The following is a 14,096-nucleotide window of genomic DNA, read 5'->3' as shown; positions in this document are numbered from 1 at the left end:
ACAGTGTGAACCGGCCCGGGAAATTGCGGTCGGACTTCTCCACAGGCTCACGTCAGTGCGGGTGGGCGGCCAGCTCCGCATCCAGCCATTGGCGCAGTTGTGGAGCGGGCTTCGCCCCGATGCTGCGGGCCACCTCGCGCCCGCCGACGTAGAGCAGCAGCGTCGGGATGCTCTGGATCCGGTGCGCCGCCGAGACCTGCGGCGAGGTGTCGGAGTTGACCTTGGCGACCTTGAGGCTCCCGGCCCGCTCACGCGCGAAGCCCTCGACGACGGGGCTCACCATGCGGCACGGTCCGCACCACGGAGCCCAGACGTCCACGAGCACGGGGACGGTGCTGCGTTCGACGGCCGATCCGAACTCGTCGTCGCCGACCTCCACGAGCCACGGCAGATCGGCGCCGCACTTCGCGCACCGCGGTTTGCCGGCCGCCGAGAGCGGCACCCGATTCTTCACGCCACAGGACGGGCACGCGACCACCGAAGCCATGCCTCGACGCTAGCCCGCCGCAGGGCGGCTGCGGCAGGACCTTGGCCCCGCCGTTCCGGGTGAACCGCGCCGGTCCCAGGCACTCAGGTCGCGGGGTGCGCCGCGAAGAACGTCCAGATCGCCGAGGTGGCATCCAGTCCCGGATAGGGCGGATCGGCCCCCTGCCTGCCCTGCGTGGAGCCCGGCCACTGGTGACCGGCGCCGGCGATCGTGATGAGTTCGACCGCGCGCGAGCCCGGGCACGCCGCGATCGAGCTCGTCACGTCGCCCGACACGGTCGAGCTCGGCGGGTCGCAGGAGTCGGCGGTGCGCCAGAGCCGGTTCACCGACGGGATCGAGGGGCCGTCGATCCTGGCGACGCCCGACCCCTCTCCCCCGTCGTACGGGATGTTCCGGTCGGCCGTGCCGTGGATCGCGATCACCGAGACCGGATGCGGCGACGGGCAGTCCCCGAGGAGCGTCGCGGAGTCCGGTGCGATCGCGGCCACGGCATCCGTGTCGCAGGCGAGGCGGTAGGCCATCATGCCCCCGTTCGAGATCCCGGTCGCGAAGACGCGGCTCGCGTCGATCGACAGCGTCGCCTTCACCTGGGCGAGGACGGCCTGCAGGAACGCCACGTCGTCGACGCCGGCGCGGCCGGGAGTGCCGCAGCATCCGCCTCCGACGTTCCAGGCGCGGCCCTGCCCGTCGGGGTAGACCACCACGAAGTGCTGGGCGTCGGCCTCGGCATCCCAACCGTAACTCCGCTCGGCCTGGGTCGCAGAGCCGAAGCCGCCGTGCAGCATCATCACGAGCGGGGCGGGAGCGTCCAGTCGGGCGGGGCGGTAGACGAGGTAGCTGCGGGTGACGCCGCCGACCTCGACGGTGTGCGAGGAGCTCCCCACGGGGATCGCGGCCGACCCGGATGCGGCGGCCGACTCGGTCGGGTTGCCATCGGATCGCAGCGCACCGCATCCGCTGAGGCCGGCCGCCAGCACGAGCGACGCGAGGGCTGTCACGAGAGGGCGAATGATCCTGGACACGGTGCGATGCTGCTCCGACCGTGTTCGGAGCCAGTCTGCCGTCGGTTCGGAGTCGGTAAACCGGCGCGCGGCAACGGCCCTCGCCCGCTAGCCGTCGGCGGCCCGCTCGAGCGCCGCGACATCCAGCTTCACCATGGTCATCATCGCGTCCACGGTGCGCTTCACGCGCGCCGGGTCGGGGTCGGCCTGCAGCTCCATCAGACGCCGCGGCACGATCTGCCACGACAGGCCGAACTTGTCGGTCAGCCAGCCGCAGGCCACGGGCGTGCCGTCGGCGGTCAGGGCGTCCCAGTATCGGTCGACCTCGGCCTGGTCGTCGCACATCACGAAGAGCGAGAACGCGTCGGTGAGCGGATGCCCCGGTCCGCCGTTCATCCCGTAGAAGGTCTGGCCCGCGAGCGTGAATGTGCCGTAGAAGAGCTCGCCGTTCTCGGTGCGATGCTCGTCGAGGATCCTCGCGTTGGGGAAGATGCCGACGTAGAAGTCGAGCGCTTCTTGCAGGTCGTCGTCGAACCAGATGAAGGGGGTGATCGTGGGCACCGTCGACTCCTCGTCTCGGCCTCATCCCGGCTACCTCGCACGGAATGTGGGCAGTGTCCACATTTGCAGCGTTCGCCGACGCCGTCAACCCCGGGACGCGCGCGGGCTGTTAGAACCCCAGCTGCAACACCAGGATCCCAGGGAAGATCGCGAACACGATCGTGGCCGGGAGGATCAGGATCACCAGCGGGATACTCATCGATATTGGATGCTGCCCCGCCCGGTGGCCCACGACTCTAAACGGGCACACAACTCGGTCCCGGGTCTCCGTAGACGACCAAGAAATTGAGGAACAGAGTCGGCACGGCGATCGCCGCGCTCCAGATCCACATCGCGACGCCGGCACGGCGAATACGAGGCGTCGTAACGGCGACGATGAGCGATACGGTCGACGCCAGCCAGATCAACAGTGCGCTCCACTGCGCGAGATCCCGCCAAGGCTCGGCCCAGGGCAAACCGAGCACGTTCCACACCGCGCAGGCTTTGTGGGAGAGCCGAAGGAATACGACGGCGGAGATGGGAGCGAGGCCGGCGAGAACTCCGATCGCGGCAGACGGGATCACGATCTGGCGAACCCGGGGGCGTTTTCCGACCGCGACAGCGATGAGTGCGCAGGTGACCACGGCGCCCACGATCGAGTAGGCGAAAGCCAGGCCGACAAGGTCGACGAACCGGTTGGAAGAATTCACGACAATGATCTGCACTACCAGAGCGACCAGGAACACGAGGGGCACGGAGGCGCCAACAACCACTGCCCAAATCCAGACCACGTCGATCGCCCGAACCCGAGGTGACGTTGGTTGCGTCATGTGCTGAACCTAGCGGCTAGAACCCCAGCTGCAGCACCAGGATCCCGGGGAAGATCGCGAACACGATCGTGACCGGGAGGATGAGGAACACCAGGGGGAACAGCATCGCGACCTCTTTGCGCCCCGCCGCCTCGAGCAGCTGGCGCTTCGACTCGTCGCGGGAGTCCTGAGCCTGGGCGCGGAGCACACCGACGAGCGGCGTGCCGCGTTCCAGCGCACCGAGTAGCTGATCGATCGTGCGGCTGAGGGCGGGCAGCCCGATCGTCGACGCGCAGCGCTGCAGCGCCTCGGCGAGAGACAGACCGGAGTTGACCTCGGCGACAACCCGGCCGAACTCGCGCGCCAGCTCGCCGTTGCCGGTGCGGGCGACGCGCTTCAGGGCATCCAGGATGCCCTCTCCCGCCGAGAGCGCGAGCGTCATGAACTCGAGCACCGTCGGCAGCTCGGCCGCCAGCCGCCGCAGGCGGGACCGGGCCGCACGCGCCAGCAGCTGCTCCGGCGCCAGGAGGCCGAGGGCAGCGGCCACCAGCGCCGTCGCGATCAGCACCGGAGCGCCCGCCACCGACACCCGGGCGAGCACCGCCGCGAGGAGGACGCCGAGCACGGCGCCACCCGCGGCCCAGAGCAGTTGACGGGAACGGAAGCGTTCGACGCTGAGCGACGAACCGGCCCGCCGCAGACGCGCGGCGACCGCCTCATCGCCGCCGAGCACCGCGGTCAGCAGCCGTCGCAGTCGCGCAACGAAGGGCTCGAGCAGGGCGGAGAGCAGTGAAGCGGGCTCGGCCGGGCGGCGCCCGGCCAGCTCGCGGGCAGTGGGTGAGACATCCGACAGGTAGGGAGCGATCCGTGTCGAGAGCCGGGGCGCCCCGACGCGGGGAACCAGGGCCACGAGCGACCAGAGCCCGAGGCCGAGCACGACGCCGAACGGAATGCTCACGGCGAGAACCGGGCTCACGCGAACCACCGCCGCTCGTCGGGCAGCCGCCCCAGGGCGACCATCAGGCGATAGGCGATCACCGTCACGACCACGCCGATGCCGAGCACGAGCATCCCGAGCGGGGAGTTGTAGGCGGATGCCGCCTCCGGTCGCGAGGCGAGCAGCACCAACACCAGCCATGGCGCCACCACCCCCAGCCGCGCGGCGTTGAGCACCCACGACTGCCGGGCCTCCGCTTCGGCCCGCACCGCGAGGTCGGCGCGCAGCGATGCGGCAAGGTTGCGCAACACGCTCGGCAGCTCGGTTCCGCCGACCTCACGCGCCATGCGCAGGGTCTCGACGATGCGATCAGCGACCGGATCGCACAGGCGCTCCTTGAGCGCGTCGAGTGCCGGAGAGACCGCGCCAGTCGCCTGCACCTCACGCTCGAAGAGCCGGAACGCCTCCCGCGTCTCGGGCGCCCCGACCATCGCGAGGCCGCCCACGCTTTCGGCGAGGGGTAGGCCGGAACGCAGCCCCGAGACCAGGTGATCGACGAGATCGGGCCATGCAGCCCGCAGCAGACGCTGACGAGCGCGGGCGCGCCCGCCGAGCGCCGCGAACGGGAGCAGCGCCGCCACGATCCCCGCGACGACGGCGATGGCGAGCACGGGGACGACGACGCTCGCGACGGCCAGCACGACCACGCCGAGCAGGACGCTCACCACGATGAAGACGCCGACCGGGACCCGGCCGAGCCCTGCCTGGCGGAGCCGCGTCCGGATTCCTTCCAGCGGACCGGTCCGGTGCGGATCGTGCCGTCTCATGACGGGCCACAGCCACGGCGACAGCGCGAGAACGAGCCCCGCGCCGAGAAGCAGGCCGACGGCGATCGTCATGCGATGCCTCGCAGGGTCGCCGCGAGATCGATCCCGGCGCGACGGAACTTCGCGTCGCGGGCCGGCAGCTCCCCGGTCGGCGCGAGCCGGTTCTCACGCAGGGCGAAGAGCGTGGTCGCCTCGGGAGCCCCGCTGACCACTCGGCCCGTGGGCGCGATGATCTCGACGACCCGCCGCCGGCCTCCGCGCTGCAGCTCGGCGTGGACGACGAGGTCGATCGACGATGCCACGGTCGGAAGCACGAAGGCCGAGTCGATGTTGCGCCCGGCCAGCAAGGGAAGGGTCGAGAGCTTCGCGAGGGCGTCGCGGGCGTGATTGGCATGAAGCGAGCACATGCCCGGCAGCCCGCTGTTGAGCGCGATCAGCAGATCGAGGGACTCCGCCTCGCGCACCTCGCCGACCACGAGCCGGTCGGGGCGCATGCGCAGCGCCTCCTTGATGAGCCGGCGCAGCGTGATCTCGCCGGTTCCCTCGAGGCTCGGCTGGCGGCATTGCATCGCGACCCAGTCCGGTGCCGACACCGAGAGTTCGAAGGTCTCCTCGACCGTCACGATCCTCTCGTCGAGCGGTGCCGCCGCCAGCAGCGCTCCGAGCATGGTGGTCTTGCCGCTCTGGGTCGCCCCCGAGACGAGGATGTTGTGCCCGCTGCGCACGCACAGTCGCAGGAACCCGGCCGCCTCCGTCGTCAGCGAGCCGAGCCGCACGAGTTCGGCCAGATCCCGGATGCCGCGGCGGAACTTGCGCACGTTCACCGCCCAATGCGCGCGCGTGATGTCGGGGATGACGACATGCAGTCGCGACCCGTCGGGAAGCGAGGCGTCGACGAACGGCGAACTCAAGTCGACCCGTCGCCCGGTCGAGTGCAGCATCCGCTCGACCAGGTCGCGCACCTTCGCCTCGGTCAGGGCGAGATCGACCCGCTCCGAAACCCCGTCGCGGGCGACGAAGACGCGATCCGGGCCGTTGATCCAGAGCTCCTCGACGCTCGGATCGTCGAGGTACGGCTGCAGCGGACCGAACCCCGTGAGGGTCGCGACGACCTGCCGCGCGACCGCCCCCTCGTCGGCCAGCAGCGGATGCGATCCCCCGAGCGCGTGCTCGCTGTAGCGCTGCACCTCGTCGCGCACGAAGCGGGCGGCGAGCGCGTCGTCGGCGGCCAGGTCGACACCCTCGCGGCGCATGCGCTCGCGCACCCGTTCGGTGATGAGGCCGATCGCGCTGCTCACGCGGACAGTGTGCCCGGCGAGCTCAGCACCGCGCCGCGGCTGTCCACAGGCACGGGAGAGTACGCCCGCTCGGGTCACTCGCGCGGCTGCCGAACCGGAACTCGCCCGACGCGGACGGCGGTCGCCCGCTCGTAGACTGGCACCGCTCGCGGGAGTGGTGAAACGGTAGACACGCAGGATTTAGGTTCCTGTGCCGAAAGGCGTGTGGGTTCGAGTCCCACCTTCCGCACCAAGCTCGCCCCCGTGTTCCCGTGCGCCGCCCTTTCTCGCGGACGCCGCCGGCCGTGGCGCGGCGCTGGCGAGAAAGGGCGGCGCTCGGGTGGGGCGGTCGCGGACCACGGCCGTTCGCCGCCTCTTTGCCCATTCTTGGCTCCCCCCGACTACCGTGGCGTGCATCGATCAGTTCACAGTGGCTCTGACCACGCTCGCGGCGTCGCCGTGGGCGTATGTCGTCATGGCCGGAATCCTGATCATCGACGGCTTCTTCCCGTTCGTTCCCGGTGAGACCGGTGTCGTGACGCTCGCCGCGCTCGGCGCGGCGGGCCACGGTCCGAACGTCTGGATCGTGCTCGGCGTCGCGATCGTCGCGACCATGATCGGTGACGCGATCGCGTTCGCCATCGGGCGCACCATCGGCATCCGGAGATGGCGGTGGATGCGCGGTCCGCGCGTGAGCCGCGCGTTCGAGTGGGCGGCGGCGGGCCTCCTGCGCCGACCGACGGTGTTCCTGATGGTCGCGAAGTTCGTCCCGTTCGCGCGGGTCGCCGTCACGATGACCGCCGCGGCCGGCCGGCTGCCCATCCGCCGGTACCTGCCGATCTCGTTCGCGGCATCCACCTTCTACACCGGGTATCACGTGATCGTCGCGGTGATCGCGGGGAAGGCATTCGCCTCGATGCCCCTGCTCGGCGCGGCCATCGCGATCGTCGCGGTCATCCTGTTCGGGGCGCTCTTCGAGGTCGTCGCCTTGCGCACGCGTCGTCGCGAGGAGAGGGCGACGCCGCCGCCGGACGGAACCGGGACTGCGTGGGTGGACCCGGCCTCGCCCGAGGCGGAGCGGGTTTCCAGCGATCGGCCCCTAGATTCGTGACGTGTCCAAAGAATCCGCCCGCGCGAGTGCCGAGCGCCGACAGCAGGCCATCATCGCAGCGCAGCAGTCGAGGCGCCGCCGCCGACGCACGCTGACGATCGTGGTCGCCGTGGCGGTCGTCGCGATCGCGTCGCTCGTCGTGGTGCTGATCGTGGTCACCGGGCGCGCCCCGACGAACGCCCCGGCGTCGTCCGCGACCTCGGCAGGAGGGTCGGCGGGAGCGGGGGCGCAGATCATCCCGGCAGCATCGTCCGGCAGCCCGACCACCCAAGCCGCAGCCACCGCCGTGCCCGACACCTCGGGAGTCTCCGGTGTCCTCGCCTGGGATACCACGGGATGGCCCGGAGACGGCGCCGCCCATGCGGGGGCTCTCGAACACACCCACGTCAGCGGACCCGTCGACTATTCGATCGTGCCGCCCGTGGGAGGACCGCACGATCCGACCTGGATGAACGCCGGCGTCTACACGAAGCCCATCCCCAGCGAGCGCGCGGTGCACAACCTCGAGCACGGCGCCGTCTGGATCACCTACGACCCCGACCTTCCGGCCGCCTCGGTCGCGCAGCTCGTCGCCTTCGTCGGGCGGCAGACGCTCATCGCGGAGTCGTCGAGCGAGATCGGGATCCCGGGCGACGCCAACCGCTACGTCGACCTGTCCCCCTGGGCCACCAGTGCCCTGCCGAGCCCCATCGTCATCAGCTCGTGGGGCCACCAGCTGCGCGTCTCGAGTCCGTCCGATCCCCGACTGCAGAAGTTCGTCGACACCTTCCGCAACAGCCCCACGTACAGTCCCGAGTACGGCGGCGCCGTCGACGGAATCCCGGTCGAGACCGGTGGCCGGGCCGCCTCCTACGGCGGCACGCAGCCGAACCCGTCGGGCTCGGCGAACTGACTCGCGCCACATCCCCCGCGGCGGGGTTCGGATGACGAACACGCGGCCCGCGAAACGGTAGATTCGCTCACGAAACCACACCGCCCGTCCCTCACCCCATCAGCGTGAGTCGCCCGCCGCGAGTCGTTCCCGACCCGGTCGCCGATCCTGCCCCAGGGTGTCTGCTGTCACCGGAGGAAGCCGCACGATGGATCCGGCACTGGCTGGACTCGCACTGAACTCCGGGTGGGTTCCCGCGACCGTCGATCTGGTCGCGCTCGCCCTGCTCGCCTTCGCCGTGGTGGGCCGAGCGGACAAGTGGATCGCGTTCACGGTGGCGACCGCAGCCGGCGTCGCCGTCGGTCTGCTGACCTGCTGGCTCGCGACCGACCAACTCGATCTGTTCGGCGTCTCCCTCAGCCCCGTGTCACGAGCCTGGGTGGGCGCCGCCTTCGGTGGCGTGGCCGCGGCGGTCGAGGCGATGATCCTGGGGCCACGCCGTCGTCGCGTCGTGGCCGGTTTGGCGATCCCGGCACTGCTGATCGCGGGGGCGTTCGGCGTCAACGCCGACTTCGGGCAGTATCCGACCGTTGGCTCACTCACCGGTCGGCCGGTGGCCGCCCCGCTGCCGCCGGGGGTACTGGCGACCCAGGCGTCGGGCGCTCCCGGCAGCACCGCGATCGGGGCTGAAGGAAGAGCCGATCCGCTCTGGCAACGACCGCCGAGCGGCCGGATGCCCGATCACGGCCTGGTCGGGTCGGTGAGCATCCCGGGCACGCAGTCCCATTTCCCCGCACGCCCCGCCTACATCTACCTCCCGCCGGCGGCTCTGACCGCTCACCCGGCGCGCCTGCCGGTCCTGGTGCTGCTCTCGGGTCAACCGGGTGGCCCCGCGAACGTGGTCGAGTCGGGCAAGGTCGCCCAGATCTTCGACGCCTTCGCCCGCACGCACCACGGTGTCGCCCCGATCGTGGTGGCTCCCGACCAGCTCACGGCGCCGCAGGTGAACCCGATGTGCGTCGACTCGGCCATCGGCCGGTCGGCGACGTACTTGACCGTCGATCTCCCCCGCTGGATCCGGCAGCACCTCACGGTGCAGGTCACGCCCGACGCGTGGGCGATCGGCGGCTTCTCCGAAGGCGGAACCTGTTCGCTGCAGCTCGGTGCGGCCCATCCGGAGCTGTTCGGCGGAATCGTCGACGTGGCAGGCGAGATCGCCCCGTCGAACGGCGATGAGTCCCAGACGATCGATCGTGGCTTCGGAGGCAGCCGCGCCGCGTATCGGGCGGCGCTGCCCCTGCAGGTCCTGGCGGCGCATCATTACGGCCGCACCGTCGCGATCCTCGGCACGGGAGAGTTCGACGTCGTCTACGGGCCGATCGCCCGTCGCCTCGGCGCGGCGATGGCGTCCGCCGGCATGCGGGTCTCGCTGGCGGTCTCACCGGGGACCTCGCACGATTGGCACACCGTGCAGTGGGTCCTGCGAACCCAGCTCGATCCGATCTACCGCCAGTTCGGCCTCGAGGGCCGATGAGGCGGGGCGCTCTCCCCTGCCCGCCGGATCAGCGCCGCGCCATGATCCACGCCAGCAGGTAGCTGCGCGAGTCCGCGTCGTCGATCGACGTCGACGGCAGGGAACGCGCCGTGGCCAGGGCGGTCGCCGCCTGCTGCGAGCCCTCGAGAGCCGAGTACATGAGCAGGTAGTCGCCGAACTGCACGCCGACACCGCCCGGCGCGGCCTCCGCGACGTTCTGCGCGATCCGTTTCGGATCGCCGGCGAGGTAGCTCGAGACAGGACCCATCGGAATGAGCTGGATGCCGAGCTTCGCTCCGGCGTCGGCGCTGAACCAGGTCGCGAAGTCCCGTTTGCCGCCCCAGTTGATCCCGACCACGCTGTGCCGGTAGCCCGAGGCGGCCACCCCCGTGGTGGGGAAGTTCGTCCAGTAGGCCTTCGCCGATGCGGCCTCGGCCGACAGCATCCAGGTGGCTTCGCTCGTGAGGCCCTTGTTCCCCGTCGCAGCGCCCCAGAGGGCGAGGCCGTTCCAGGCGTTGACCGCCTCGGAGCTGGACTCCTGGTTGTTCCCATCGGCGAAGGGGGCGTAGCCCGAGGCCCAGGAGTGACCCGCGTAGGCGTCGAACACGCGACGGGTCGGGAACGCGGATGACCCTCCCGCCGTGCCGATGTCGGCGGCCAGCAGGTCGATCACGGGCTGGATCTTCGAGGTGAGCGACGGCTCGTAGCGCGCCGCGACTCCCGCCGCGTACAGGAAATATCCGTAGTGGAAGGCGTGGTCGTTGAACTGATCGGATCCGAACGACGCGCCCAGCCCGACGACGCCCTTGACGGTCGGGTCGTAGACGAAGCACTCGCTGGACCGCGTGCTGCAGCCGTGCGGGTCGGTCCACTTCACGAGGGCGGCGTCGAGCTTCGACTGCGCGGCCGCGGCCTGCGTGCCGTCGCCGAGCTGGTGCGCGAGCATCAGCAGGTTGGCGAGCCGGTACAGGGCCTTGCCGCCGAAGTAGCTGTCGGTGGGAAGCGCCGGTGTGGCCTGGATGTCGGTGGCGAGCTGAGCGGTGAGCTCGGCGCTGTCCTTGTCGGAGAGGGCACCCCCATCGAGGCGGGCCGAGGGATCCGTCTTCGGCGACGTCCAACTGAGCGTCGGGCCGCTGCACACCGCGAGACTGCCGTAGACCGAGGGGTACGCGCCCTGCGAGCAACTGCCCGGCGTGCGAAGCCCCGCGGTCTGGTGCGGCATGGCGGCGACGACCGTCTCGCCGGCCGAGCGGTAGTGCAGCGTCGTGGTCACGGTGCTCGACCCGACGCTGTCGTCGAGCGAGACGCCGCTGAGCATCGAGACGTGCGATCCGAACTGGGCCGCGCTGACGCCGTCCGGCGCCGCGAACAGGGCGACGGTCTGCCCTTTCGTGAGGTGCAGCTCGGTGCCGCTCAGCGACCCGGTCGTCACGAGACCGTAGTTCCTGCCGTCGACCGTGGCCACGCGCACGCGTCCCGAGCCCTCGAACCGCGTCCCGAGCGAGACGGTCCCCTCCTTCAGGGCGGTGTAGCTGACGACGGGAGATCCCTCGGCGATCACGACCGAGCCGATCGGCCGGCCGTCCGCGCCGCGCTGCTGGATGGTGACGGATGCCGCGTCGTAGCCGGTGACCGTGCTCGATGCCGATCGATCGTCGACGCTGATCGCGGGCAGGAAGCCGCCCGTGATCGTGTCGGCCTCGGTCGTGACCGCGGGCACGCCGAAGGAGAAACCGGAGCCGGTGAGCGCGAAGGAGAGCGGCAGCGGGAAGACCGGCTGGGGCGCCGCGCCGAAGACCAGACCCGAGAACCACCGGTTGGTCGGGGGCGTGAGGTGCGCGGCCAGCCGTGCGGTCGGCATCGGTGCGACCGAACGGTGAGGCACACTGCCGACCGCCGAGTCCAGCGAGCCGCCGGTGGCGGATGTGGTGCCCGGCGTCGTGGCGGCCGCGCACCCGGCCAGCAGCGCCAGCACGCCAAGGACCGCGACGAGCCGAGGGGCCGCGGGGCGGACGCGGATCACAGGTGCAGCTTCTGCAGCAGGCCGACGACCATCACCCGAAGGCCCCCGAGCGGTCCGTCATCCCGCAGATGCAGCGTCGCCGCGACCGGGGTGCCCGGCGTCACGAGACCGCTGTCCCGACCCTGCACGAGATGCGGGCTGGTCACCTCGATGCTCGCGCTCGCCGATCCGCCGGTCGTCGTGGTCACGTGGATCTGCGACACGATTCCGCTCAGCTGCTGCTGATTGGGCATCACGAGATCGACGCGCGCGCCCTTATGGATGCGCGAGAAGTCGTACGGGTCGATCCGGAACTTCGCCAGCACGTACAGCGACCCCGCCTGGTCGATCGTGGCGAGCGCGCTGCCGGCGCTGACGAATCCGCCCACGTGGGCCCCCATCGACTCGATCACGCCGGGGCCGGTCGCGTTCAAGGTGAGCATGCCGCCCGCGGCGACCGAATACGCCTCGCTCGAGGGGATGCCGGCCTTGGTGGCCGACGCCGTCTCGACCGCGGCGCTCTGGATCGTCATCAGGGGTTGCCCCTTCTTCACGGTGTCGCCCGTCTTGGCCTTCTCCTCGACGACGGTGCCGGCGAAGTCGGATCCGACCGAGTACGTGATGGCCTTCACCGACGCGGAACTGCTGGCCACCTCGGTCTCGCGGACGCTGAGAACCAGCGTCGCCGCCGCCACGATGGCGATGACCACGATGAGCCCTGTGAAGAGTCGTAAACGGTTCGCCCAGGTCATGAGACGGTCCTTCCTGCTTGATCGAACACCGGCACGAGGCGCTCCGCTTCGGAGGCCGCCCTGGCGCGCACCGGCACCGGTGCCGGAATGGAGTGGATGGGTCGCTCCGACACGGGTCGGGCGAAGGTGGGATAGAAGGTCGCCCTCGGCGCCTCGACGGCGCGCGCACGATGCGATTCGCGGAAGGCGGCGACGATGAACGTCCCGAGCACGATCGTGTTGGTGACGTTCCAGGCGGTCGCGAGCGTGATCGTCTGGTGGCTGTAGTCCTTCACGATGCCGACCAGGGAGGTCAGCAGTACGAAGACGAAGAACAGCACCTGCGGGATGATGAAGTTGAACGGCGAGACGTAGTCGCGTTTCGACCCCGTCGCCGACCATTTCTGCTCCCGGCCCGAGAACACGTTCACGAAGGCGCGCACGTAGATCGGGAACGAGACCGCCGCCATGATGAGCGTCTCCGGCCGGAACGACCCCATGGTGTGGAAGGCCAGCAGCACCTGGATGCCGTAGAAGCCCGCATAGAACAGCAGCCAGGTCAGCCAGGTGACCGTGAGGTTCACGGGGCGCAGGTCGAAGTAGATCTCGAGCGGCGGCACCATGATCAGCAGCAGCGGGGTGATCCCGACGAGGTAGTGGGTCGCCGTGACGAAGTACTGGATGCGCTGATCGATCGTGAGCTTGGTGCGCGGGCTGAAGGGATTGCGCTGCATCAGGATCTCGAACCCGCCCGACGCCCAGCGCAGCTGCTGCTTGGTGTACGCCTCGATCGTCTCGGGCGCATCGCCGACCGCGAGAGTGACGGCGATGTAGATCGACCGCCAGCCGCGTTCGTGCAGTCGCAGCGAGGTCCACACGTCCTCCGACTTGGAGTCGGTGACCATGCCGCCGATCTGCTCGATCGCCGAGCGGCGGAAGATCACGTTCGTGCCGACCGAGAAGGCCGCGTTGAAGCGGTTGCGGCCCGGCTGGATGAAGCGGTAGAAGACGGTCTGCATGAAGCCGGCGCCGCGCGAGATGAGGTTGTGCAGGTTGCCGTAGGCCTGCGGCGTCTGCACGAACGCGACCTTATCGTCGATGAAGAACGGGACCGTCTCGTAGAGGAAGTCCTTGTCGGGCACGAAGTCCGCGTCGAAGACCACGAAGTACTCGCCGTTGGACACGGTGAGCGCGTGGTTGATGTTGCCCGCCTTCGCCCCGTGGTGGGTGAGGCGGCGCACGTAGCGGACGCCGAGGTCGGCAGCGAGGTCGCGCACGGCATCCGACTCGCCGTCGTCGAGGATCCAGGTGACGTGCTGCCCGCGCATCGCCAGGGCTGCCATTGCGGTCTTGGCGATCTTCTCCAACGGCTCGCCGAACACGGTGATGTAGACGTCGACCCGGATGCGGCGGTTCTCGAGATACATCGGCCAGTCATGAGGGCGCTCGGCCAACTCGGAGCGCTCGATCGTCGTCGCGTCGAAGAGGCGCTCCTGCGAGTGGTGGAACGCGAAGGTTCGCGGGTCCTGTCCGCCGGAGAGGATGGTCCACATCGACACCAGGGCCTGCGTCACGAGGATCAGCTCGGCCGTGATCACGATGCCGTAGGGCAGCCAGTCGCCTCGGTTCGAGGGGTTCAGCAGGAATCCGGTGTACGCCAGCACGCCGATCGCCGCGATCAGGACGAACAGCAGCAGGGTCGGCGATTCGACGGCCGAGTTCTCGACCTTGCGCGCCAGCGGAGCCGTGTCGGCTCGTCGGCGCCCTCGATACGGTTTGTTCTTCCAGGTTGTTGCCATGGTGTGCGGTACTCCTTTGCGAGGGCGAATGCCGCAAGGCATCCCCGTGCACGAGACGGTGCAACGGCATCTTTGGCGCGTGACTCCAGGCCGGACGGCCCGGTTCATCAGCGACGATGGCGACCTCGATCAGCCAGAAACCCGGTGCTGGGGGCAGCGGGCGACATGTC

General features: G+C 70.0%; 13 protein-coding genes and 1 tRNA gene. 4 read left to right on the top strand and 10 right to left on the bottom strand.

Annotated features, from left to right (window positions below; all coding sequences use genetic code 11):
• Positions 1 to 52: 52 nt before the first annotated feature.
• The 7 genes from trxA to ACFPJ4_RS02445 all read right to left on the bottom strand — a co-directional run bounded on the left by trxA (position 53) and on the right by ACFPJ4_RS02445 (position 5,854).
• On the bottom strand, positions 53 to 487 hold the full coding sequence (gene trxA / locus ACFPJ4_RS02475; protein ID WP_386738702.1) for a thioredoxin: 435 nt from the start codon (positions 485 to 487) through the stop codon (positions 53 to 55).
• 83 nt (positions 488 to 570) lie between these two features.
• Complete coding sequence (locus ACFPJ4_RS02470; protein ID WP_386738701.1) at positions 571 to 1,509, bottom strand: CE1 family esterase; 939 nt, start codon at positions 1,507 to 1,509, stop codon at positions 571 to 573.
• A gap of 87 nt (positions 1,510 to 1,596) precedes the next feature.
• The gene (locus tag ACFPJ4_RS02465) at positions 1,597 to 2,049 is read right to left on the bottom strand and encodes a VOC family protein (RefSeq protein WP_386738700.1); all 453 of its coding nucleotides are present in this window, start codon (positions 2,047 to 2,049) and stop codon (positions 1,597 to 1,599) included.
• A 236-nt stretch (positions 2,050 to 2,285) separates the two neighbouring features.
• Positions 2,286 to 2,858, bottom strand: coding sequence for a hypothetical protein (locus ACFPJ4_RS02460; protein WP_386738699.1), 573 nt, complete (start codon positions 2,856 to 2,858; stop codon positions 2,286 to 2,288).
• A 16-nt stretch (positions 2,859 to 2,874) separates the two neighbouring features.
• Positions 2,875 to 3,813, bottom strand: coding sequence for a type II secretion system F family protein (locus ACFPJ4_RS02455; RefSeq protein WP_386738698.1), 939 nt, complete (start codon positions 3,811 to 3,813; stop codon positions 2,875 to 2,877).
• Positions 3,810 to 4,673 (bottom strand): type II secretion system F family protein, encoded by an 864-nt coding sequence (locus ACFPJ4_RS02450; protein WP_386738697.1) that lies wholly within the window; start codon positions 4,671 to 4,673, stop codon positions 3,810 to 3,812. Before ACFPJ4_RS02450 ends, ACFPJ4_RS02455 begins: the two co-directional genes overlap by 4 nt.
• Positions 4,670 to 5,854, bottom strand: coding sequence for a CpaF family protein (locus ACFPJ4_RS02445; RefSeq protein ID WP_386739758.1), 1,185 nt, complete (start codon positions 5,852 to 5,854; stop codon positions 4,670 to 4,672). Before ACFPJ4_RS02445 ends, ACFPJ4_RS02450 begins: the two co-directional genes overlap by 4 nt.
• A gap of 193 nt (positions 5,855 to 6,047) precedes the next feature.
• Between ACFPJ4_RS02445 and ACFPJ4_RS02440 the strand changes: the two genes are divergently transcribed.
• The 4 genes from ACFPJ4_RS02440 (at position 6,048) to ACFPJ4_RS02425 (ending at position 9,394) form a co-directional block, all read left to right on the top strand.
• Positions 6,048 to 6,131 (top strand) — tRNA-Leu (locus ACFPJ4_RS02440).
• A gap of 177 nt (positions 6,132 to 6,308) precedes the next feature.
• Positions 6,309 to 6,989 carry a DedA family protein gene (locus tag ACFPJ4_RS02435; RefSeq protein WP_386738696.1) on the top strand — a complete coding sequence of 227 codons (681 nt, stop codon included), beginning with the start codon at positions 6,309 to 6,311 and terminating at the stop codon, positions 6,987 to 6,989.
• Between the two features lies 1 nt (position 6,990).
• Complete coding sequence (locus tag ACFPJ4_RS02430; protein ID WP_386738695.1) at positions 6,991 to 7,881, top strand: DUF3105 domain-containing protein; 891 nt, start codon at positions 6,991 to 6,993, stop codon at positions 7,879 to 7,881.
• Positions 7,882 to 8,068: 187 nt separating this feature from the next.
• Entirely contained in the window at positions 8,069 to 9,394 is a 1,326-nt protein-coding gene (locus ACFPJ4_RS02425; protein WP_386738694.1) for an alpha/beta hydrolase, read from the top strand.
• Positions 9,395 to 9,422: 28 nt separating this feature from the next.
• Here the strand turns inward: ACFPJ4_RS02425 and ACFPJ4_RS02420 are convergent, their stop codons facing one another.
• The 3 genes from ACFPJ4_RS02420 to ACFPJ4_RS02410 are packed head-to-tail and all read right to left on the bottom strand — an operon-like array spanning position 9,423 to position 13,926.
• On the bottom strand, positions 9,423 to 11,417 hold the full coding sequence (locus ACFPJ4_RS02420; protein ID WP_386738693.1) for a glycosyl hydrolase: 1,995 nt from the start codon (positions 11,415 to 11,417) through the stop codon (positions 9,423 to 9,425).
• Complete coding sequence (locus ACFPJ4_RS02415) at positions 11,414 to 12,148, bottom strand: efflux RND transporter periplasmic adaptor subunit (protein ID WP_386738692.1); 735 nt, start codon at positions 12,146 to 12,148, stop codon at positions 11,414 to 11,416. Before ACFPJ4_RS02415 ends, ACFPJ4_RS02420 begins: the two co-directional genes overlap by 4 nt.
• Positions 12,145 to 13,926 carry a glycosyltransferase family 2 protein gene (locus tag ACFPJ4_RS02410; RefSeq protein ID WP_386738691.1) on the bottom strand — a complete coding sequence of 594 codons (1,782 nt, stop codon included), beginning with the start codon at positions 13,924 to 13,926 and terminating at the stop codon, positions 12,145 to 12,147. Before ACFPJ4_RS02410 ends, ACFPJ4_RS02415 begins: the two co-directional genes overlap by 4 nt.
• Positions 13,927 to 14,096 lie beyond the last annotated feature (170 nt).

This window comes from Lysinimonas soli, from assembly GCF_042655435.1.
Lineage (GTDB): Bacteria > Actinomycetota > Actinomycetes > Actinomycetales > Microbacteriaceae > Lysinimonas > Lysinimonas soli.
The sequence above is the reverse complement of the archived record's forward strand: the minus strand, read 5'-3'. Positions and strand labels throughout refer to the sequence as shown.

Coding starts and splice junctions, on each gene's coding strand:
- trxA (WP_386738702.1), bottom strand. CDS start 487: ATGGCTTCGGTGGTCGCGTGCCCGTCCTGTGGCGTGAAGAATCGGGTG.
- ACFPJ4_RS02460 (WP_386738699.1), bottom strand. CDS start 2,858: ATGACGCAACCAACGTCACCTCGGGTTCGGGCGATCGACGTGGTCTGG.
- ACFPJ4_RS02450 (WP_386738697.1), bottom strand. CDS start 4,673: ATGACGATCGCCGTCGGCCTGCTTCTCGGCGCGGGGCTCGTTCTCGCG.
- ACFPJ4_RS02445 (WP_386739758.1), bottom strand. CDS start 5,854: ATGCGCCGCGAGGGTGTCGACCTGGCCGCCGACGACGCGCTCGCCGCC.
- ACFPJ4_RS02425 (WP_386738694.1), top strand. CDS start 8,069: ATGGATCCGGCACTGGCTGGACTCGCACTGAACTCCGGGTGGGTTCCC.
- ACFPJ4_RS02415 (WP_386738692.1), bottom strand. CDS start 12,148: ATGACCTGGGCGAACCGTTTACGACTCTTCACAGGGCTCATCGTGGTC.
- ACFPJ4_RS02410 (WP_386738691.1), bottom strand. CDS start 13,926: ATGGCAACAACCTGGAAGAACAAACCGTATCGAGGGCGCCGACGAGCC.